Consider the following 19,887-nt stretch of genomic DNA (forward strand, 5'->3'; position numbering starts at 1 on the left):
TTGATTATAAGCCCGTTACGTTGCCCGCAACCAACACTTGTTAAGCTTCATATCCTTTCCATATTGTAGGTTCTTATCTACTGCCATAAGCCTCGCCTCCCAGCTATGACGACGAAACATAAACGCCTCGCCCTCATCGACATGGGTACCAATACGTTCCACCTGCTGATTGTGGAGCTGCCAGAAGCCCGGCACACCGAGCCGGCGGTGCTGCTGCGTACCAAAATTGGGGTAAAGCTGGGCGAAGGCGGCATCAGTCGGGGCGAGATCGCGCCAGAGGCCTACACACGGGCGCTGCACACGCTGGCGGCTTTTCAGGAGGAAATCGAGCTGCATCAGGCAACGGAAGTGCGCGCCACGGCCACCAGCGCCGTACGCAGCGCCAGCAACGGGCCGGAGCTGGTGAAGGATATTTTTGAGCAAACGGGCATCAAGGTCGATGTCATTCCGGGCGAGCGCGAAGCCGAATTGATCTGCCAAGGCATTCGGACGGCCGTGCCGCTGGGCCCGCAGCCCCATCTGCTCATGGACATTGGGGGCGGCAGCGTGGAGTTTATCATTGCCGACGAGGCTACCATCTTCTGGAAGCGAAGCTTTGAGATCGGGGCGCAGCGCTTGCTGGATATGTTTTTCCACCAAGATCCGCTCCTGCCCGCCGATGTACAGGCCGAACAAGAATACCTGGCCACGGTGCTGGAGCCGCTTGCGGCGGCGGTGAAGCAGTACAAGCCGGTTGGACTAGTCGGGGCATCGGGCACCTTCGATACGCTTGGCGACTTGCAGGCGGCTCGCGCCGGCGCCGAGCGCGGCCCCAATATTCCGCCCGAAACCACCATCACGGTCGAGAGCTTTTACCTGAGCTACGAGCAACTGCTGCACAGTACCCACGAGCAACGCCTAAGCATGCCCGGCATGACGCCACTGCGGGCGGATATGATTGTGGTGGCCTGCGTCCTGATCGACTACGTGCTAAAGGCTTATGGCTTTACGAGCATCCGCGCTTCGGCTTTTGCCTTGAAGGAAGGCCTACTGGCTGAAATTCTGACTAGGAACAACAGTTAATGAAGAATCAGCCAATTACATAAAAACTTGATTATAAAGTATTTATGTAATAACCATTTAACATTTTGCTGCGTGCTTTTTCCCTACAATACCTTATTCGCCTTCACGGAGTCTGTGTTTAAAAGCATCGGCTGCCCCGATGCCGACGCCACCCTCGCAACAGAAACCCTGCTTGCGGCCGATCTGCGGGGCATCGATTCGCATGGTGTGGCCCGGCTCATCGGCTACGTGCGGCTGTGGGAAGCGGGGCGCATCAACCCCACCCCGCGCGTAGGCGTGGTGTACGAAACGCCGAGTACGGCCGTCGTGGACGGCGATGGCGGGCTGGGCCTAGTCGTGGCACCCAAAGCCATGAACGTAGCCATCGAGAAAGCCCGAGTGGCGGGTACCGGGTGGGTTTCGGTGAAGAACTCCAACCACTTCGGTATTGCAGGCTACCACGCCATGAAAGCGCTGGCCCACGACATGATCGGAATGGCCATGACCAACGCCAGTCCGCTGGTGGCGCCCACTTACTCGCTCGATCGCTTGCTGGGTACCAATCCCATTGCGGTAGCAGTGCCGGCCGGCGATCAACCCGATTTTGTGGCTGACTTTGCCACGACTACGGCAGCCAATGGCAAGCTGGAAATGTTGCAGCGCAAGCAACTACCCGCTCCCATCGGCTGGATTCAGGACCGCGACGGCAACGTTTCGACCAACCCCAATGAGTTGAAAGACGGCGGGGCGCTGCTGCCGCTGGGCGGCGAAACCGGCTCTCACAAAGGCTATTGCTTGGGCAGCATCGTCGATATTTTCTCGGCCGTGCTGTCAGGAGCAAACTATGGGCCGTGGGTGCCGCCTTTCGTGGCTTTTTTGCAGCCGCCTGCCGATCCGGTGGGGCAGGGCATTGGTCACTTCTTCGGCGCGATGCGGGTCGATGCCTTCCGCCCCGCCGCCGAGTTCAAAGCTCACATGGACAACTGGATCACCACGTTCCGCAACGCCAACGCCATCGAGGGCCATCGGGTGCTGATTCCCGGTGATCCGGAACGCGAGACGTCGCAACACCGCTTGCTCGATGGCATTCCGTTGCTGGAGCCGGTAGTGAAGGATCTGGAAACTGTAGGAAAGAAATTTGGTTTGTCGCTCTAGTCGGCATCAAAACTGCCCGCCGGATAAAGTAAAAAGCCCGGCCGCTATGTTGCGGCCGGGCTTTTTACTGGGTGTTATGTATGTCTAGATCAGTTGGTTACTACCCAACACAGCCGTCATGGCCACGTCTTCGTTCAGGTATTTCGAAGAATACTCTGGGTTCGAACCGTTGAGATACAAACAGGTACCGCCGTTTACGGTATCGATGATCTGCTCGTACTGGTCCATGGGCAGCGCTGGGCAGCCGAGGCTACGACCCAAACGTCCGTACTGACGAATAAAATCTTCGCTCACGTAATCGGCGCCGTGCATGACCACCGACCGCTCTAGCGCGTTGGTATTGAATCCTTCGTCAACACCGTCCAGCTTAAGCGAACGGCCGTGCTTGCCACGATACTCGTCGCGCGTCACGTAAAAGCCCAGGCTGCTCATGTTCGACTCGTTCTCGTTTGAGAAGTTAGTCGCTACATTTTCGCCTGAGTTGTGCCCGTGGGCAACCAGCGTGTGGAAGAGCACTTGCTTTTGGGCAAGGTCCAAGACCCACAGACGCTTTTCGGTGGAAGGCAGCTCAAAGTCAACAACTGTCAGCAACTGCTTGTCACCCAGCTTGTTGTCCTGCTTCAGGTTGAGGTAGCCAGTCACGGCTTTTGCAAACACCTCGTACCGTAAGCCTTGGGCTTCTACATTGAGGTTGCGGTAAAGATCGTGCATGCGCTGGTCGAAAAACGACTCCTGCATTTGCTTCGCCGTCGGCATCTTCATCTCCACTCCTGTCGTGTTGGCCATCGTCTTGCCCACGGGCGTCGCCAGGGGCGTTGCCATAAACAAGGAGGCTACAAAAGGCAGAAGACGCCGCATGGCTCGACGGGCACGGCGCTTGAGGCGCTGACGGTGAACTACATTTGGCTTTTCCATCTATCACGAATGTTTCAAGGCGTAAGAAAATACGGTTGGCCGCGCAGACTTAAACCGCTGAACGACTATACGTAACTCAAATGTCAGATGATGCAATCCTGACGGGTAGGAAAGCATTCAACATTTACAATGTATAATTAATTCCCTAACCATGAAGCCTCCTGAACGTTTTCTCCCTGATATGATCCTAGAATTTTTTTTGCTTTCCTCCTGCTTTGCTCTTGTCCAAGAGCTTTTTGAGCGGCCAAAGGCCTCTTTTACAATCATCTGATTGACAATAATTTATACAGACCTTATCCACAGTAACAACTTTATCCGGCGCACCAGCGCGTCATCTCTCAAAACGCGCGCCTGTGTGTCGGCCTTCCTTGTGGGGTCGCACAGGGGCAGGTCCGGCTGACCGGCTTTTCTTCGCTATTTTTGCGCTTTCCGGACGGTTTGGCTGTTACTAGCCGTATGCACTGTTCTACACCCCGTTGCGCTGCGCTGGCGCAGCTAGTTACTTACCATGGCTAAAGTCGCAATCAACCTCTCCACCGGGAGCATTCAGCAGGAAGAAATCATTGTGGGCATCGACTTGGGCACCACCAACAGCCTGGTCGCTTACATCCATCCGGATGGCCGGTACCCAGTCGCGATCAACGATCAGGGCCGGGGCACGATCGTGCCTTCCGTGGTGTACTTCTCGCCCGACGGCAATGAGCCCCTTGTAGGCAACGACGCCAAAGAATACCTCCTGACCGATCCGCACAACACCATTTACTCGGTGAAGCGCCTGCTGGGCAAATCCTACAAGGACTTGGGCACGCACGCCGAGCAGTTTGGCTATAAGATCATCGACGACAACACGGAAGGCTTGGTCAAAATCCGGGTTGGCGACCGCTTCTACTCCCCTATTGAGCTTTCAGCAGAAATCCTGAAGGAACTGCGGGCCCGGGCCGAGCATGCGCTCAAAACGCCCGTCAACCGCGCTGTTATTACGGTGCCGGCGTATTTTAACGATTCGCAGCGCCAAGCTACCCGCGACGCCGGCCGGCTGGCGGGCCTTGAAGTGCTCCGCATCGTTAACGAACCCACTGCCGCCGCGCTGGCCTATGGCATCGGCCTTAGTCCGGATGAAGAGAAAACCGTGGCGGTATACGACCTCGGCGGCGGCACTTTCGACATCAGTATTCTGCGCATTCAGCAGGGGATTTTTGAAGTCCTCAGTACAAACGGCGACACGTTTCTGGGTGGCGACGACCTCGACCGAGCCATAATTGACTACTGGACAAGCGATTATGGATTAGCCACTGCTCTCCACGATAATCAGGCTGGTCAGCAACAGCTTCGCTTGCTGGCTGAGCAAGCCAAGCGGCACTTAAGCGAGCACGACGATTTTCTGGCGGTACTCAACGGCAATGAGCTTCCGCTCACAAAGGAGAAGTTTAACGCCCTGATTCAGCCCTTGGTCGATCGCACCATTGCTTCGTGCCGCCAAGCGCTGGCCGATGCCAAGCTCACCGCCCAAGACCTGGATGCTGTGCTGCTAGTAGGCGGTTCTACTCGCGTGCCGCTTGTGTACGACAGCGTTTCGGCATTCTTTCAACAACCCGCTAACAACTCCCTCAACCCCGACGAAGTAGTGGCCCTGGGAGCGGCTATTCAGGCCGATATTTTGGCGGGCAATCGCCGCGACGTTCTTCTCTTGGACGTAACGCCGCTCACGCTCGGCATCGAAACCATGGGGGGCCTAATGGACCCTATCATCCCGCGTAATTCCAAGATTCCTACCAAAGCCGGGCGCCAATACACGACGAGCGTCGACGGACAAGTCAATCTGAAAATCTCGGTTTATCAGGGCGAACGAGATTTGGTAAAAGAGAACCGCAAGCTGGCCGAGTTTGATCTGCGCGGCATTCCGGCCATGCCGGCGGGCTTGCCCAAAGTAGACGTGAACTTCATTCTCAATGCCGACGGCATTCTGAAAGTTGAAGCGATCGAGTTGCGCTCCAATACGCAGCAGGCCGTTGAAATCAAGCCCCAATACGGCCTCACCGACGAGCAAGTAGAGCAGATGCTCATGGATTCGCTGATACACGCCAAGGAAGACGTAGCAGCCCGTATGGTAGTGGAAGCCCGCACCGTAGCCGAGCAGATGGTGTATCAGGTGGAGCGCTTTGTCGATAAGAATTCTCAGTACCTCACCGAAGACGAAATCACCCAGACTGCGGCTTACTCGCAAAACTTAAAGGACGCCCTCGCGAGCAACGACAAGGATACCATCTTGAAAGCTGTCGATGAGCTTGAGGAACTCACTCGTCCTTTTGCCGAGCGCGTGATGAATATTTCCATCAAGCAAGCTATGGCCGGCAAGAAAATCGAGTAGGTACTTTTGATTTGATAGCAAGCGCAAGTCCCGTATACAAGTGATTGACAATAAATCACTTGTATACGGGACTTGCGCTTGCAGCCTACTTGCTTGTTGTCTGTAACGCGGGAATCATGCCGAAGCTAAGCACGCGCGTAGCGGTCGAATCGCGGAACGTTACGTCGAGCTGTACTTTGGGCACGGGCTTCAGCGTATCGCTTTTGAACAGGAAGGAGTAGAAAAAGCGTGTGTTGCCGCTGTCTTCGATCCGTACGCCCAGCTTGTAGAGATCAATAGGCTGTCCGTAGCGACGTCCCTGTTCGTGCAAAGGCAAAGCCGCCGACCGAAACTGCGCTGGAGATACCGCTGCAACTACTTCAGGTGCGAGCAAGGCATACGCCTTGGGATAATCCCCGCGCAAAATGGCTATCAGGAACTGCCGAGCTACTTGCACTTGCGAGGGCTGCGAAGCCGCAACAGGCAGTACTAGCAAAATGCATAGCAAGGCCGTGAGCATCAGAGCTTTGTGGCGTTTGCATAATACTCCGCGGGGCGTGTGTGACGTCGTAGTCATTGGCAGTCTGTATCAAAAACAAAGCCACGGACGGCTGTCCGTGGCTTTCGTAATTATGGTGAGTAAGCCGTTATTCGGCTTCTTTCGGCACTAAGACGAATACATCTTCGCCAGGCCGTTTCATGATATATTTCTCGCGGGCAAATTTTTCGAGGAGTTCCGGACTGCTCAGCAGTTCGGCGCGGTCCTTTTTTACCTTCTCAATTTCTTGCAGGTAATATTCTTTCTGTCCTTGCAGTTCATGCCACTTGTCGTACATGTCGTACTGCTTCACGAAGTCGTTGGCATCGAACACAAACATCCACAACAGGAAACCAGCTCCGGTCAGGAAGTAGAAACTGCGCAGAAAGCGGGGAATACGATCAAAGACATCAACTGCTCGCATAATGCCAAAGATAGCAAAAGGGCCGGCCCTGCGTAGCAGAGTCGGCCCTTTTTCATAGTGCAGGCAACTATTGCCTACATTTTCTTGCCGGGAAAGTAAGCTACCTCGCCCAGCTCTTCTTCGATGCGAAGAAGCTGGTTGTACTTAGCCATACGGTCGGAGCGCGATGCGGAGCCCGTCTTAATCTGTCCCGTATTCAAAGCCACTGCTAAGTCAGCAATGGTATTGTCTTCCGTTTCGCCCGAGCGGTGCGACATGATGCTCTTGTACCCATTGCGACGGCCTAGGTTAACGGCGTCGATGGTTTCGGTCAGCGTACCGATCTGGTTTACTTTGATTAGGATGGCATTGGCAATCTTCTCGTCGATGCCACGCTGCAAGCGGGTTACGTTCGTCACAAACAGGTCATCGCCTACCAGCTGTACCTTCGAGCCAATGCTATCGGTGAGTTGTTTCCAACCGCTCCAGTCGTCTTCGTCCATGCCATCTTCAATGCTGATGATGGGGTATTTTTTGGCCCAGTCCTGCCAGAAAGAAGCCATCTCCGAAGAGGTCAGCTTGTCACCAGTGCTCTTTTTGAAGTGGTAATGACCATTTTCATAGAACTCCGATGTGGCAGCATCCATAGCGATCATCACATCATCGCCCGGCTTGTACCCAGCCGTTTCGATAGCCTGCAATACCACCTTAATAGCTTCCTCGTTCGACTTAATGTTGGGGGCAAAGCCACCTTCGTCACCTACGTTGGTGCTAAGCCCTTGCTTCTTGAGTACGTTTTTGAGGTGGTGAAAAATTTCCGTACCCCAACGCAACGCTTCTGAAAAAGAAGGTGCCCCTACGGGCATGATCATGAATTCCTGGAAATCAATGGAGTTATCGGCATGCGAACCACCGTTGAGAATGTTCATCATCGGTACCGGCATAGTAGTAGCACCCACGCCCCCTACATAACGGTATAAAGGCATACCCGCTTCTTGGGCTGCCGCACGAGCTATCGCTAATGAAGCTCCCAGAATAGCATTGGCCCCGAGGTTAGCTTTGTTGGGAGTACCATCCAACTCCAGCATTATCTTATCAAGCAATCCTTGCTCAAATACCGAAAAACCAACAAGTTCCTCGGCGATTTTGCTGTTCACGTTCTCTACAGCGTTGAGAACGCCCTTGCCCATGAATTTCGACTTATCGTCATCCCGCAACTCAACGGCTTCGTGTTTGCCAGTAGAAGCGCCTGATGGCACTGCTGCACGTCCTACTACGCCGTTTTCAGTGGTTACATCCACTTCCACAGTAGGATTACCGCGTGAATCAAAAATTTGCCGGGCATGGATGGCTGAGATAATGCTCATGTTGAGAAAGAATGAGGTGAAAGATGAATGTTATAGTTCAGACAGCATTGGTTTCTGGTTAGCTAGAAACTGCCGTTTCGAGGGCAGCAAGGTACTCATTTCCGATTTGCCACCCTTTGTATAACGTAAAATCGCAGTTTGAGAACCAGTAAAAACAAAAAGGACGTGCCTCACAGCACGTCCTTTTTGTTTGGATACAATTTGTAGACTAAGAAGCAGCTTCTTCGTCGGCAGCCTTCGCTTCGTCACGAGTTTCCTCGTTATGCAGAGTGGTGGTAGCTGTATCTTCTGGAGCAGAAGTTTCAATTACTGCAGCAGGAGCTACTGCTTCACCAACTGGAGCAGCTTCGGTAGAAGCTGAGGCCTTCTTACGACCACGTGAACGGCGAGTAGTAGCCTTAGCTTCGCTCGCAGTTTTTGCTTCCAACATCGTTTCGTTGTAATCAACCAACTCAATGATGCACATCTCGGCGTTGTCACCAAGACGATTCTCGCTTAGCTTCAAAATACGCGTATAGCCACCCGGGCGATTAGCAATTTTAGCAGCTACGTTACCAAACAGCTCTTTTATCGACTCTTTGTTCTGAAGAGTCGAGAATACTAAACGACGCGAATGCGTAGTGTCGTTTTTCGATTTAGTAAGCAAAGGCTCTACAAACTTGCGCAAAGCTTTAGCTTTTGCTACTGTCGTTGAAATACGCTTGTGCAGAATCAACGAAGAAGCCATATTCGACAGCATAGCGTTGCGGTGTGCAGCGGTGCGGCCTAAGTGGTTAATTGTTTTACCGTGTCTCATGATGTTGTACTAAATGTAAAATGTATGCTTGCATGTTGCGACCACGGCGGATGACAAAGCGATGTCGTCACATTAGAACCGCAACATCTTGGGCATAACGATTAAGAAATGCTAAAAAACAAAGCGCTGATTATCAGTTGGTTGCTGGTATTAAGCTGTATCAACCAACTGATAATCAGCACATAATATTAATCCTCTTCGAGCTTGTATTTGCCCAAATCCATTCCAAAGGTCAAACCCTTTTCTTCCACTAGATTTTCTAGTTCAGTCAAAGACTTCTTACCAAAGTTGCGGAACTTCATCATGTCGCTCATATCCAACTGTACTAAGTCCCCAAGGGTCTTGATATCAGCAGCTTTGAGGCAATTGTAAGCACGCACTGACAAATCCATATCCGCAAGAGGCGTCTTTAGGACTTTGCGCATGTGTAGCGTCTCCTCATCTACCGTCTCCTCTTCTTCAGCCTTGGCTGTTTCGAAGGTCATCGTGTTGTCCGAAAACAACATGAAGTGTTGGATAAGAATGTTAGCAGCGCCTTTTAGTGCCTCTTCAGGATGAATTGAACCATCAGTCTGAATTTCAATCAGCAGCTTTTCATAGTCGGTCTTCTGTTCTACCCGAGTATTTTCAATGCTGTACTTCACATTCTTTATAGGCGTGAAGATGGCATCAATTGCAATCTGGCCGAAAACCTGATCGGCAGGCTTATTTTCTTCTGCAGGTACGTAACCACGTCCCTTCTGAAGAGTAAATTCAAATTCCAGTTCGATGCTGGGATCTACATTACAGATTACCAATTCTGGGTTCAAAACCTGAAACCCGTTGGTAAACTTATCGATATCACCGGCTGTGAATGTCTCCTGACCTTTAACGCGAACCGTGATCTTATCTTCGATAGCATCGCTTACTTTCTTGAAGCGAACCATCTTCAGGTTCAGAATGATTTCGGACATATCCTCGATCACCCCTTCGATGGTCGAAAATTCGTGCAATACGCTAGGCGTGCGGACAGACGTAATGGCGTAGCCCTCCAGCGACGACAGCAGGATTCGGCGTAATGCATTGCCGATCGTGACGCCGTAGCCTTTCTCCAGCGGTTTAAATTCAAATGTTCCGTAGAAGTCGTCGGATTTCTCCATCACAACTTTCTCCGGCATCTGAAAAGCTAAGATTGACATAAGTGGGGCGTTAAATATTCAACAAGGAAAAAACGAAGAAACGGCCCAATATCTATTGGGCTCGTTATTACTTCGAGTAAAGCTCTACGATGAGCTGTTCCGTGATTTTCTCAGGGATCAGTTCGCGTGAGGGAGCGTTCAAGAACTTGCCTATCATTTCCTTGCCATCCCACTCTAACCAAGAGAAAGCACGCGCATTGCGAGCGCTTAAGCTCGTAGTGATAGCTTCAAGCGACTTCGACTTCTCACGTACGCCGACTATATCGCCAGCGCGCAGCTTATAAGAGGCAATATTAACTACCTCACCGTTAACCGTGATATGCTTGTGCAATACAAGTTGACGGGCTGCACGGCGAGTAGGAGCTACGCCAAGACGATAAACCGTATTATCAAGACGTGACTCTAGCAAAGCCAGCAAGTTGTCACCTGTAATGCCAGGTAAAGTTGCTGCTTTATGGAACAGGTTTTCAAACTGTTTTTCAAGCACACCATACATGTACTTCACTTTTTGCTTCTCCATCAACTGGATAGCATACTCCGACTGCTTTTTACGGCGGCCACGGCCATGTTGACCCGGAGGATAATTCTTTTTGTTAAGCGCTTTGCTTGGACCGAAAATCGGCTCTGCGAAGCGACGAGCGATTTTGGTTTTTGGACCGGTATAACGTGCCATTTCAGGGATATTGAGTTTTGAAGGGGTTGAACTAGACGTGTCGGGCCTCTTGGATGTAACATACAATTTAATGTAAGCCACATCAGAAACCCGACACCTTGGGCAAACCCACCTGCTCAGCAGGTAGTTCACCAGTTCATTATATCAGACGCGACGACGCTTAGGTGGGCGGCAGCCGTTGTGTGGCAACGGCGTTACGTCGCGGATGGTAGTTACCTCAATGCCCACGTTTTGAAGTGTACGGATTGCTGACTCACGGCCAGCACCTGGACCTTTTACAAATACTTCAGCCTTCCGCATGCCCAGGTCATGGGCCACTTTCGCGCAATCTGTAGCAGCCATCTGAGCTGCATATGGGGTATTCTTTTTAGAACCCCGGAATCCCATCTTACCAGCAGAGGCCCAAGAAATTACTTGGCCATTGTTGTTGGTAATAGAGATAATAATATTATTGAATGAAGCCTTGATGTGTACTTGACCTACTTGCTCAACTACAACAACGCGCTTTTTGGCTTTGTCTTTTCTTTTTTGTGCCATTTAGTTATCGCGAAACCACGGAAGTTGTTGGCTCCATGTTATTAACAAGAGCCGATTTCCGCTACAGTTTATTTAGTAGCCTTCTTCTTATTGGCAACGGTTTTCCGTTTGCCTTTGCGCGTACGAGAATTATTCTTAGTACGCTGGCCACGAACGGGGAGGCCTTTGCGGTGACGCAAACCACGGTAGCAACCAATGTCCATCAAACGTTTGATGTTCAATTGTACTTCCGAACGCAAAACGCCTTCAGTCTTGTGTTCTGCAGCAATTATGCTACGGATTTCACCAGCCTCAGCTTCCGTCCAGTCTTTCACTTTCTTGTTCAGATCAACGTCAGCTTGATTCAGAATTTTCTGAGCTGCAGAACGACCGATGCCGAAAATGTAGGTTAACGCGATTTCACCGCGCTTGTTATCTGGGATGTCTACCCCTGCAATACGAGCCATGTGCTTTTTAAAAAGTCTGGTGCTACTAACCCTGACGTTGCTTATAACGTGGGTTCTTTTTGTTGATGACGTAAAGCTTGCCTTTGCGGCGAATTACTTTACAGTCAACGCTGCGCTTCTTTACGGACGCTTTGACTTTCATGTCGTCGGGTTATTTGTAACGATAAACAATTCGGCCTTTTGACAAGTCATAGGGCGACATTTCTAGCTTCACCTTGTCCCCCGGCAGGATTTTGATATAATGCATTCGCATCTTGCCTGAAATGTGAGCAATGACTTGGTGTCCATTTTCCAGTTCAACACGAAACATCGCATTAGAAAGGGCTTCTAGAATCGTACCGTCCTGCTCAATGGAGGATTGTTTTGCCATATGGCTACTGTAAGGCTTTTTCTATGTATTCGAAAGACGTCAGAATTTCAGCTTTGTCTTTACGTACTACTACTGTATGTTCAAAGTGAGCTGAAGGCTTGTTGTCCTTAGTACGAATGGTCCAACCGTCTTTCTCTTGAACAACATTTTTAGTTCCTAGATTCACCATTGGCTCAATTGCAATCACAAGTCCTGTTTGCAACTTAAGTCCTGAACCACGTTTACCATAGTTCGGAACCTCAGGACGTTCATGAAGCTTCTCACCAATTCCATGGCCGACTAACTCTCGTACTACTCCATAACCTTGTTTTTCAACATGATTCTGAATTGCGAAACTTACATCGCCCATCCTGTTACCTGCTACCGCTTGCTCGATACCAACGTAAAGTGATTTTTTGGTTTCCTCCAGTAACTTTAATACTTCAGGTGCCACCTCCCCTACTGGGTAAGTGTAAGCGCTATCGGAATGATAGCCGTTGTAAAAAACCCCTGCATCAACTGAAATTATATCACCGCTTTTCAAAGTATAATCACTAGGAAAGCCGTGTACTACTACAGAATTAGGAGATATGCAAAGGCTAAAAGGAAAGTCATTGTAACCTTTAAAAGAAGGTTGAGCACCATGGTCCCGAATGAATTCTTCAGCACGCTGGTCAAGCTGTCGAGTAGTAACTCCTTCTTTTATCATGCCCGCCACTTCTCCGTGGGCTTGAGCCAGAATTTTTGCACTTACTCGAATAAGCTCTATTTCTTCTTCGGTCTTATAGACTATCATATTTAAGAAGCCATCGCAATATTTTGCGTACGGCCCTTGAGTTTACCAGACTTCATCATTCCATCGTAGTGACGCATTAGCAGGTAGCTTTCAACCTGGTTTAATGTGTCCAAAACTACGCCTACCATGATGATTAAAGATGTACCACCGTAAAAAGCTGAGAATGGTCTTGTTACACCTGTCAATAAAGCTAGAGCAGGAAAAATAGCAATCAAAGCAAGGGCAACAGCACCTGGTAAAGTAATGCGAGTTAATATTTCGTCAATGTATTCAGAAGTATCACGGCCTGGCTTGACACCAGGCACAAAACCACCGCTACGCTTTAAATCGTCTGCAATTTGGTTGGGGTTGACACTAATAGCTGTGTAGAAATAGGTAAAAACTATAATAAGCAGACCGAATACAAGGTTATACTGCCATGAAGTGTAATCTGAAAACTTAACGCCAATATAGCTAGCAGTATCACTATCATTCTGCCATATAGAAGCTACAATAGCAGGAACAAACATCAGCGATTGAGCGAAAATAATGGGCATTACCCCTGCAGCATTAACCTTCATCGGTATAAATTGCCGCTGTGCATTTAACTGTGTAGCACTACCAATCTGTTTCGCATACTGCACAGGAATTCGGCGAACCGCTTGAGTTAAGACTATAACAGCCATAACTACTAAAAACAGCACTACTAATTCGATCAAGAAGATCAAAGAACCACGCATACCTTTAGCAGCAGCTTCTCCAATAATGGCACCAGGAAGCCGCGACACTATCCCGATCATAATGATCATGGATATACCGTTACCTATGCCCTTGTCAGTGATTTTTTCGCCAAGCCACATACAAAACAGAGTCCCAGCGGTGATGATAATCATCGTTGAGAATGTGAAGAAAGGCCCAGGATTAATAATAGCTTCAGCATTGATCGTAGCTATAAAACCGATCGACTGAGCCATTACAATTGGGATGGTCAGAATACGTGTATATTGGTTGATCTTCTTACGTCCTGATTCGCCCTCTTTCTGGAGCTTTTGGAAATAAGGAACTGCTATCGTTAATAGCTGTAAAACGATAGAAGCCGAGATATAAGGCATAATGCCCAATGCAAAGATTGAAGCATGACTAAAGGCTCCTCCTAGCAAAGTATCAAGTATGCCGAATAGTCCCTGAGCGCCCTGTTTCAGCCGGGTAGGGTCTACGCCGGGTAATACAACGTAAGAACCCAGCCGATATATGGCAATGAAAAAAAGCGTATTGAGAATCCGCGCACGCAGATCCTCAATCGCAAAAATGTTCTTAATCGTTGTGATGAACTTGTTCATTGCCTTTTAGGCTTACAGCGTCACAGCTTTACCTCCTACTTTCTCGATAGCTTCAACAGCAGACTTTGAGAAAGCATGGGCATGTACTTCTAAAGCAGTAGTGATTTCACCACGACCTAAGATTTTAATCTTGGCATTTTTTGATACTAAGCCAGCCTTCACAAAATAGGCAGCATCCATAATAGTGGAAGAGCTATCTTTTTCGTTTAAATCAGCTAGTACATCAATGTTTATACCCTTGTACTCAATACGGTTGATATTTTTGAAACCGAATTTAGGTACACGGCGCTGCAATGGCATTTGGCCGCCTTCGAATCCTGATTTCTTTGAATAACCCGAGCGAGATTTCTGTCCTTTATGACCGCGCGTCGATGTACCACCGCGGCCTGAACCCGTACCACGGCCCAAACGCTTATTATTGCGAACTGAGCCTTCGGCAGGTTGGAGATTACTGAGATTCATGTTAATGCGTCTAGAGTTCAGTTACTTTTAATAGGTGCTGTACTTTAGCCACCATTCCAGCAACTTGTGGAGTATTCTCGACTTCCGTTTCGCTACCAATTTTGCCTAGGCCTAGAGCCTTGACAGTACGCTTTTGACGCTCAGGGCGGTCAATAACGCTTTTTATAAGTTTGATCTTGATCTGCGTCATCTCTACTTAGCCGTTGAAAACACGCTGAAGGCTAATCCCGCGTTGCTGAGCAATAGTCATCGGATCTCGCATTTTGCTTAAAGCATCGAAAGTTGCCTTGACAACATTGTGAGGGTTTGAAGATCCCTTCGATTTCGCAAGGACATCTTTAATACCAGCACTTTCAAAAACAGCCCGCATAGCTCCACCGGCAATTACGCCAGTACCAGCCGCTGCAGGCTGTACTAAAACAAAACCGCCTGAATACTTACCCTCCATTGCATGTGGAACAGTATGCTTATATAAAGGAACCTTTACAAGGTTCTTTTTTGCATCATCTATTCCTTTAGCAATAGCATCAGTAACTTCGTTGGCTTTGCCAAGACCGAATCCCACAGTGCCATTACCATCGCCAACCACAACGATTGCAGAAAAGCTAAAGCGACGACCACCTTTTACCACTTTGGCTACACGGTTGATCGCCACAACCTTTTCTTTTAGGTCTGTATCTGTGGCGCGCACTACTTGTTTATCCCGGTTGTTACCTCGGTTATCTTGCGACATACTTTTAGAAATTGAGTCCGCCTTCGCGGGCTCCTTCTGCCAATGATTTAACACGACCATGGTAGAGATAACCGGAACGGTCAAATACCACTTTCGTAATGCCTTTTTCCTGAGCACGGGAGGCAAGTTCTTTGCCTACAGCGGCAGCGAGGGCTACTCCGTTGCCCCCATCCACCGAAACGTGCTTTGAGGAAGCAGCTACCAACGTGTGGCCAACAGTATCATCTATAATTTGAGCATAAATGCCCGTATTACTACGAAATACTGATAGACGTGGGCGCTCGGACGTGCCAGCCACCTTTGTGCGGATAATGCGCTGGATCCGTTTTCTTCTTGTTGCTTTATCGAAAGCCATGATGCAAAATTATTTCGAAGCCGTTTTACCAGCTTTGCGACGAATCTGCTCACCCACAAAGCGTACACCTTTGCCTTTATAAGGCTCAACTTTACGTAGTGAGCGAATCTTGGCAGCTACTTGACCTAACAATTGCTTGTCAATACTAGTCAAAGTGACTATTGGATTCTTACCTTTCTCAGTAACGGCAGTAGCAGTTACCTCCTTAGGAAGAGCCAAGAAAATATTATGAGAATATCCAAGTGACAATTCTAATGTAGTACCAGCCATGGAGGCTTTGTAACCTACACCTACTAGTTCAAGTTGCTCGGTAAAGCCGTTGCTTACACCATTGACCATATTATTGATCAATGAACGGTACAAACCATGCATGGCTTTATGACGCTTTTGTTCAGTTGGACGTTCTACCACCAATTGACCATCATTTGTAGAAACAATGATATCGCGGTCCACTGGAGTTGATAAAGTGCCTTTAGGGCCCTTTACTATAATTTCATTTTCCTTGCTGATCTCGACCTGAACATTGGTCGGCAAGCTAATCGGCAGTTTACCAATACGTGACATAGTTTAGTTCCTCCTCGATTAGTAAACGTAGCACAATACCTCGCCACCCACATTTTCAGCTTTCGCCTCTTTCTCTGTCATTACTCCCTTAGAAGTTGACAAGATTGCAATACCTAGTCCGCTTAGGACACGAGGCATATTCTCAACGTGAGCATATTTACGTAAACCAGGAGTACTAATCCTCTCCAACTTTGTAATAGCAGGTTGCTTTGTAGCAGGGTTATACTTCAAGGCAATTTTGATTGTACCCTGAACTGAAGAATCATCAAAACGGTAACTCTGGATGTATCCTTTGTTGTAGAGAACTTTCGTAATCTCCTTTTTGATGTTACTCGCCGGGATCTCTACCACACGATGATTAGCCTTTATGGCATTACGTACCCGGGTAAGGTAATCAGCAATTGGGTCTGTATTCATTTGATCAAGAAAGAGCGACCTTTTTAGGGAGCCGCAAAGATAAGAAAATTTCGTCACCACAGAAAGAGGCGACGAAATTTTCGGTTAAGACTACTTAGCTCGACTTTCAGGGCTCGGCTAATGGTTTCTCTCGGCAACCTGCCAAGTCTTGTTACTTGTGTATAGGATACACAAGCAACTTAATTATCATCTACCAGCTTGACTTAGTTACACCTGGTATCTTACCTGCTAACGCCATTTCACGGAACGTAACACGGCTGATGCCAAACTTTCGCATGTAACCACGAGGGCGACCATTGATCTTGTCACGGTTGTGGATACGTACAGGTGAGGCGTTACGAGGCAATTTATCAAGTCCTTCATAATCGCTAGCAGCTTTTAAAGCTTTACGCTTCTCAGCATAACGAGCAACTGTGGCAATACGCTTTCTCTCTCGCGCTTTAACGGATTCCTTAGCCATTATTCTGTTTCTTGGCGTTGGTGAACGGCATACCGAATGCTTTGAGAAGCTCGTAGCTTTGCTCATCATTTTCGGCGGTAGTCACGAAGGTAATATCCATACCAGAAATCGACTTGATTTTATCTATCGAAATTTCTGGAAAGATAATTTGCTCCTTGATACCTAATGTATAGTTACCACGACCATCAAAGCCTTTATCGTTAATACCTTTGAAGTCGCGCACACGTGGTAAAGCCACGGTAAGCAAACGATCCATGAATTCGTACATACGCTCACCGCGCAAAGTAACCTTTGCACCGATTGGCATCCCTTCACGGAGTTTGAAGTTAGATACCGAGCGTTTAGCAATAGTAGCAACAGCTTTTTGACCCGTTATAGTCGACAGTTCATCAACTCCGTTATCAACAAGCTTTTTATCAGCTACTGCAGCACCAATTCCTCGGTTGATACAGATTTTTGTGATCCGTGGAACCTGCATGATGCTCTTAAATTGGAATTTCTCCTGCAGAGCTGGTACCACTTCCTTATTATATTTCTCTTTCAGTCGAGCCATTGTCGTAGAGCCAGTTTAGGCGTTTTTCGGATCAATTGGCTGCACATTACTCACATGAATAGGAGCTTCAATCTTGGTAATACCACCTTGTGGGTTTTTAGCACTAGGTTTATTGTGCTTAGTAACCAGATTCAAACCTTCTATAATCACGCGCTGTGTTGAGCGGTTCACCGACTTGATCACGCCGGTTTTGCCACGCTCATCACCAGCAATAACCTTTACGGTATCGCCAGTCTTAACATGCAGTTTTGCGGGCTTTTGTTCTTTAGTTTTTGTTGCCATCACTTAGAGAACTTCAGGAGCCAGCGAAACAATCTTCATGAATTGCTTTTCACGCAATTCACGGGCAACTGGCCCAAAGATCCGAGTGCCACGTGGCTCATCATTGTTATTGAGCAATACAGCAGCGTTATCATCGAAGCGAATATAAGAGCCATCTTTACGACGGATTTCTTTCTTCGTACGAACTACTACTGCTTTTGATACAGCGCCTTTTTTAGCGTTACCTGAAGGCAGAGCCGACTTGATAGCTACGACGATCTTATCGCCTACGCTGGCGTACTTTTTACCTGTACCCCCTAGGACACGAATGCAAAGTACTTCTTTAGCGCCGCTATTATCAGCGACGGTAAGACGGGATTCTTGCTGTATCATCTTATTTAGCGCGTTCTATAATCTCTACTAGTCTCCAACGCTTGCTCTTGCTTAAAGGACGAGTCGACATAATTCGTACTGTGTCCCCTTCGCCGCATTCGTTGTTCTCATCATGAGCCATGAACTTAGTGCTCTTGGTCACAAATTTACCGTAGATCGGGTGTTTCATTTTGCTTTCCACCATCACCGTAATGGACTTGTCCATTTTGGAACTGGTTACGCGCCCAATGATTTCTTTGCGCAGGTTACGCTCGGAAGCGTTAGTTACCTGCTGTTCTGCGTTGGTTGCCATCGTTTATTTAGCAGTTTGGGTTGCCTGCTCGTTTTCGCGACGGGTCAACTCAGTCTTCAGACGAGCGATGTTCTTGCGGCTATGCTTCAGGCGAACCGGGTTTTCCAAGGGAGAAATAGCATGCGCAAAACGCAGGGTTTGACCATTGGTTTGTTCGGCTTTGATTTGCTCCTTCAGCTCTTCTAGCGAAAGGGCGCGGATATCAGTGTTCTTCATCTTACTTGCTTTCTACGTAGTCGCGACGAACAACAAATTGAGTTCTCACTGGCAGCTTTTGCGCAGCAAGACGCAAAGATTCTTGCGCCACTTCCAAAGGCACACCGTCTGATTCGAACATAATGGTCCCAGGTTTTACAACAGCTACCCAATACTCAGGGGAGCCTTTACCTTTACCCATACGAACTTCGGCTGGCTTCTTTGTGATAGGTTTATCAGGGAAAATGCGAATCCATACTTGACCTTCGCGCTTCATTGCGCGGGTCATGGCGATACGGGCTGCTTCAATCTGGCGAGCTGTGATCCAAGCTTGCTCCAGCGACTTGATGGCGAATGAACCAAAGTCGATGGTGCTGCCGCGATGAGCAAGACCCGTTACGCGACCCTTTTGCATCTTCCGATACTTGGTTCTTTTCGGTTGTAACATGAGTTATCGAAAAAAAGATTCGAGAAGAAAAGGATTAGCGACGTGGCCCACGGTTCTGTCCACCAGCGCCACCACCGCGACGTTGGCCTCCAGCCTGACCACCACGGTTATCACCACCACGGTTATCACCACCACGATCATTACGATCGCGGCGAGGACCACGATCACCGCCGCGCTCACCGCGCTCACCACGTGGGCCACGATCATTACTACGGTTGTCGTTACCTTGATTAGCGGGCTGCTGGTTTGGCGAAAGATCAGGCTTGCCGAATATTTCGCCACGCATCACCCATACCTTTATGCCAATTTTACCATACACAGTCTGTGCCTCTGATAAAGCATAATCTATATCAGCACGCAGAGTGTGCAGAGGTGTACGGCCCTCCTTGTATTGCTCAGTACGAGCAATCTCAGCACCGCCAAGACGTCCCGATACTTGTACTTTGATGCCTTCTGCTCCAACGCGAATAGCGCCTTGGATGGCTTGTTTCATCGCCCTACGGAATGAAATACGAGCTTGCAACTGCTGAGCGATACTTTCGCCTACTAGTTTAGCATCAAGTTCTGGACGCTTGATTTCGAAGATATTGATCTGAACGTCCTTGCTCGTAATCTGCTTCAGTTCGTCTTTGATCTTATCGACCTCAGCACCGCCTTTGCCTATCACTACACCCGGACGAGCTGTATTGATAGTAATAGTGATGCGCTTTAGAGTACGCTCAATAACTATGCGGCTAATACCACCTTTCGGGATACGCGCCATAATATACTTACGGATTTTTTCGTCTTCTACCAGCTTGTCGGCAAAGTCCTTGCCACCGTACCAGTTCGAGTCCCATCCTTTAATGACACCCAAGCGGAAGCCAACCGGATTTACTTTCTGTCCCATAGTGC

General features: G+C 48.8%; 30 protein-coding genes. 3 read left to right on the forward strand and 27 right to left on the reverse strand.

Translation table 11 applies throughout. The features are described 5' to 3' along the window. Positions 1 to 105 precede the first annotated feature (105 nt). Both H9I52_RS14160 and H9I52_RS14165 read left to right on the forward strand, forming a co-directional pair. Positions 106 to 1,062: a phosphatase gene (locus H9I52_RS14160; RefSeq protein WP_187454395.1), complete on the forward strand. Its 957-nt coding sequence runs from the start codon at positions 106 to 108 to the stop codon at positions 1,060 to 1,062. 72 nt (positions 1,063 to 1,134) lie between these two features. Next, positions 1,135 to 2,196: an Ldh family oxidoreductase gene (locus tag H9I52_RS14165; protein ID WP_139515938.1), complete on the forward strand. Its 1,062-nt coding sequence runs from the start codon at positions 1,135 to 1,137 to the stop codon at positions 2,194 to 2,196. 84 nt (positions 2,197 to 2,280) lie between these two features. On the opposite strand, the gene H9I52_RS14170 is transcribed toward H9I52_RS14165, so the two are convergent. Beyond that, the gene (locus H9I52_RS14170) at positions 2,281 to 3,018 is read right to left on the reverse strand and encodes a murein L,D-transpeptidase catalytic domain family protein (protein ID WP_262386079.1); all 738 of its coding nucleotides are present in this window, start codon (positions 3,016 to 3,018) and stop codon (positions 2,281 to 2,283) included. 601 nt (positions 3,019 to 3,619) lie between these two features. On the opposite strand from H9I52_RS14170, the gene hscA reads away from it, so the two are divergent. Then, on the forward strand, positions 3,620 to 5,479 hold the full coding sequence (gene hscA, locus H9I52_RS14175) for a Fe-S protein assembly chaperone HscA (RefSeq protein ID WP_187454397.1): 1,860 nt from the start codon (positions 3,620 to 3,622) through the stop codon (positions 5,477 to 5,479). Between the two features lie 85 nt (positions 5,480 to 5,564). Here the strand turns inward: hscA and H9I52_RS14180 are convergent, their stop codons facing one another. From H9I52_RS14180 to rpsC, 26 genes are all read right to left on the reverse strand, one after another. Further along, positions 5,565 to 6,035 carry a hypothetical protein gene (locus H9I52_RS14180; RefSeq protein ID WP_187454398.1) on the reverse strand — a complete coding sequence of 157 codons (471 nt, stop codon included), beginning with the start codon at positions 6,033 to 6,035 and terminating at the stop codon, positions 5,565 to 5,567. A gap of 70 nt (positions 6,036 to 6,105) precedes the next feature. Beyond that, positions 6,106 to 6,420: an FtsB family cell division protein gene (locus H9I52_RS14185; RefSeq protein ID WP_139515931.1), complete on the reverse strand. Its 315-nt coding sequence runs from the start codon at positions 6,418 to 6,420 to the stop codon at positions 6,106 to 6,108. A gap of 74 nt (positions 6,421 to 6,494) precedes the next feature. Beyond that, positions 6,495 to 7,766 carry a phosphopyruvate hydratase gene (gene eno / locus H9I52_RS14190; RefSeq protein ID WP_187454399.1) on the reverse strand — a complete coding sequence of 424 codons (1,272 nt, stop codon included), beginning with the start codon at positions 7,764 to 7,766 and terminating at the stop codon, positions 6,495 to 6,497. Between the two features lie 208 nt (positions 7,767 to 7,974). Further along, a complete protein-coding gene (gene rplQ / locus H9I52_RS14195; RefSeq protein WP_187454400.1) occupies positions 7,975 to 8,562 on the reverse strand; it encodes a 50S ribosomal protein L17 in 588 nt (195 codons plus the stop codon). A gap of 188 nt (positions 8,563 to 8,750) precedes the next feature. Next, positions 8,751 to 9,740 (reverse strand): DNA-directed RNA polymerase subunit alpha, encoded by a 990-nt coding sequence (locus tag H9I52_RS14200; RefSeq protein ID WP_139515928.1) that lies wholly within the window; start codon positions 9,738 to 9,740, stop codon positions 8,751 to 8,753. Between the two features lie 67 nt (positions 9,741 to 9,807). Further along, complete coding sequence (gene rpsD / locus H9I52_RS14205; RefSeq protein WP_139515927.1) at positions 9,808 to 10,413, reverse strand: 30S ribosomal protein S4; 606 nt, start codon at positions 10,411 to 10,413, stop codon at positions 9,808 to 9,810. 144 nt (positions 10,414 to 10,557) lie between these two features. After that, complete coding sequence (gene rpsK, locus H9I52_RS14210) at positions 10,558 to 10,950, reverse strand: 30S ribosomal protein S11 (protein ID WP_139515926.1); 393 nt, start codon at positions 10,948 to 10,950, stop codon at positions 10,558 to 10,560. Between the two features lie 68 nt (positions 10,951 to 11,018). After that, positions 11,019 to 11,396 (reverse strand): 30S ribosomal protein S13, encoded by a 378-nt coding sequence (gene rpsM / locus H9I52_RS14215; RefSeq protein ID WP_187454401.1) that lies wholly within the window; start codon positions 11,394 to 11,396, stop codon positions 11,019 to 11,021. Between the two features lie 25 nt (positions 11,397 to 11,421). Further along, positions 11,422 to 11,538 (reverse strand): 50S ribosomal protein L36, encoded by a 117-nt coding sequence (gene rpmJ, locus H9I52_RS14220; RefSeq protein ID WP_071890035.1) that lies wholly within the window; start codon positions 11,536 to 11,538, stop codon positions 11,422 to 11,424. A gap of 9 nt (positions 11,539 to 11,547) precedes the next feature. After that, positions 11,548 to 11,766 (reverse strand): translation initiation factor IF-1, encoded by a 219-nt coding sequence (gene infA, locus H9I52_RS14225; protein WP_059072189.1) that lies wholly within the window; start codon positions 11,764 to 11,766, stop codon positions 11,548 to 11,550. Between the two features lie 4 nt (positions 11,767 to 11,770). Beyond that, positions 11,771 to 12,541: a type I methionyl aminopeptidase gene (gene map / locus H9I52_RS14230; protein ID WP_139515923.1), complete on the reverse strand. Its 771-nt coding sequence runs from the start codon at positions 12,539 to 12,541 to the stop codon at positions 11,771 to 11,773. Between the two features lie 2 nt (positions 12,542 to 12,543). Beyond that, complete coding sequence (secY, locus tag H9I52_RS14235; RefSeq protein WP_139515922.1) at positions 12,544 to 13,860, reverse strand: preprotein translocase subunit SecY; 1,317 nt, start codon at positions 13,858 to 13,860, stop codon at positions 12,544 to 12,546. Positions 13,861 to 13,872: 12 nt separating this feature from the next. After that, on the reverse strand, positions 13,873 to 14,322 hold the full coding sequence (gene rplO / locus H9I52_RS14240) for a 50S ribosomal protein L15 (RefSeq protein WP_187454402.1): 450 nt from the start codon (positions 14,320 to 14,322) through the stop codon (positions 13,873 to 13,875). A gap of 10 nt (positions 14,323 to 14,332) precedes the next feature. Next, positions 14,333 to 14,512 carry a 50S ribosomal protein L30 gene (gene rpmD, locus H9I52_RS14245; RefSeq protein WP_187454403.1) on the reverse strand — a complete coding sequence of 60 codons (180 nt, stop codon included), beginning with the start codon at positions 14,510 to 14,512 and terminating at the stop codon, positions 14,333 to 14,335. A gap of 6 nt (positions 14,513 to 14,518) precedes the next feature. Then, entirely contained in the window at positions 14,519 to 15,055 is a 537-nt protein-coding gene (rpsE, locus tag H9I52_RS14250; RefSeq protein WP_139515919.1) for a 30S ribosomal protein S5, read from the reverse strand. A gap of 4 nt (positions 15,056 to 15,059) precedes the next feature. Next, a complete protein-coding gene (gene rplR, locus H9I52_RS14255) occupies positions 15,060 to 15,410 on the reverse strand; it encodes a 50S ribosomal protein L18 (protein ID WP_139515918.1) in 351 nt (116 codons plus the stop codon). A gap of 9 nt (positions 15,411 to 15,419) precedes the next feature. Next, positions 15,420 to 15,974 carry a 50S ribosomal protein L6 gene (gene rplF, locus H9I52_RS14260; protein WP_187454404.1) on the reverse strand — a complete coding sequence of 185 codons (555 nt, stop codon included), beginning with the start codon at positions 15,972 to 15,974 and terminating at the stop codon, positions 15,420 to 15,422. An 18-nt stretch (positions 15,975 to 15,992) separates the two neighbouring features. Beyond that, positions 15,993 to 16,391 carry a 30S ribosomal protein S8 gene (gene rpsH, locus H9I52_RS14265; RefSeq protein ID WP_139515916.1) on the reverse strand — a complete coding sequence of 133 codons (399 nt, stop codon included), beginning with the start codon at positions 16,389 to 16,391 and terminating at the stop codon, positions 15,993 to 15,995. A 190-nt stretch (positions 16,392 to 16,581) separates the two neighbouring features. After that, complete coding sequence (gene rpsN, locus H9I52_RS14270; protein ID WP_187454405.1) at positions 16,582 to 16,851, reverse strand: 30S ribosomal protein S14; 270 nt, start codon at positions 16,849 to 16,851, stop codon at positions 16,582 to 16,584. Further along, entirely contained in the window at positions 16,844 to 17,404 is a 561-nt protein-coding gene (gene rplE / locus H9I52_RS14275; protein ID WP_139515914.1) for a 50S ribosomal protein L5, read from the reverse strand. The genes rpsN and rplE overlap by 8 nt, the downstream gene beginning before the upstream one ends. 15 nt (positions 17,405 to 17,419) lie before the next feature. After that, complete coding sequence (gene rplX, locus H9I52_RS14280) at positions 17,420 to 17,686, reverse strand: 50S ribosomal protein L24 (protein WP_139515913.1); 267 nt, start codon at positions 17,684 to 17,686, stop codon at positions 17,420 to 17,422. Between the two features lie 3 nt (positions 17,687 to 17,689). Continuing rightward, entirely contained in the window at positions 17,690 to 18,058 is a 369-nt protein-coding gene (rplN, locus tag H9I52_RS14285) for a 50S ribosomal protein L14 (RefSeq protein WP_139515912.1), read from the reverse strand. Between the two features lies 1 nt (position 18,059). Continuing rightward, complete coding sequence (gene rpsQ / locus H9I52_RS14290) at positions 18,060 to 18,350, reverse strand: 30S ribosomal protein S17 (RefSeq protein ID WP_139515911.1); 291 nt, start codon at positions 18,348 to 18,350, stop codon at positions 18,060 to 18,062. Positions 18,351 to 18,353: 3 nt separating this feature from the next. Next, positions 18,354 to 18,566, reverse strand: coding sequence for a 50S ribosomal protein L29 (gene rpmC, locus H9I52_RS14295; RefSeq protein WP_139515910.1), 213 nt, complete (start codon positions 18,564 to 18,566; stop codon positions 18,354 to 18,356). A gap of 1 nt (position 18,567) precedes the next feature. After that, positions 18,568 to 18,993, reverse strand: a complete 426-nt coding sequence (gene rplP / locus H9I52_RS14300) for a 50S ribosomal protein L16 (protein WP_139515909.1) — start codon at positions 18,991 to 18,993, stop codon at positions 18,568 to 18,570. Between the two features lie 34 nt (positions 18,994 to 19,027). Next, positions 19,028 to 19,882: a 30S ribosomal protein S3 gene (gene rpsC, locus H9I52_RS14305; protein WP_187454406.1), complete on the reverse strand. Its 855-nt coding sequence runs from the start codon at positions 19,880 to 19,882 to the stop codon at positions 19,028 to 19,030. Positions 19,883 to 19,887: the final 5 nt, after the last annotated feature.

Origin of the sequence: Hymenobacter sp. BT491, assembly GCF_014349165.1 — a bacterium.
GTDB classification, from domain to species: domain Bacteria; phylum Bacteroidota; class Bacteroidia; order Cytophagales; family Hymenobacteraceae; genus Hymenobacter; species Hymenobacter jejuensis.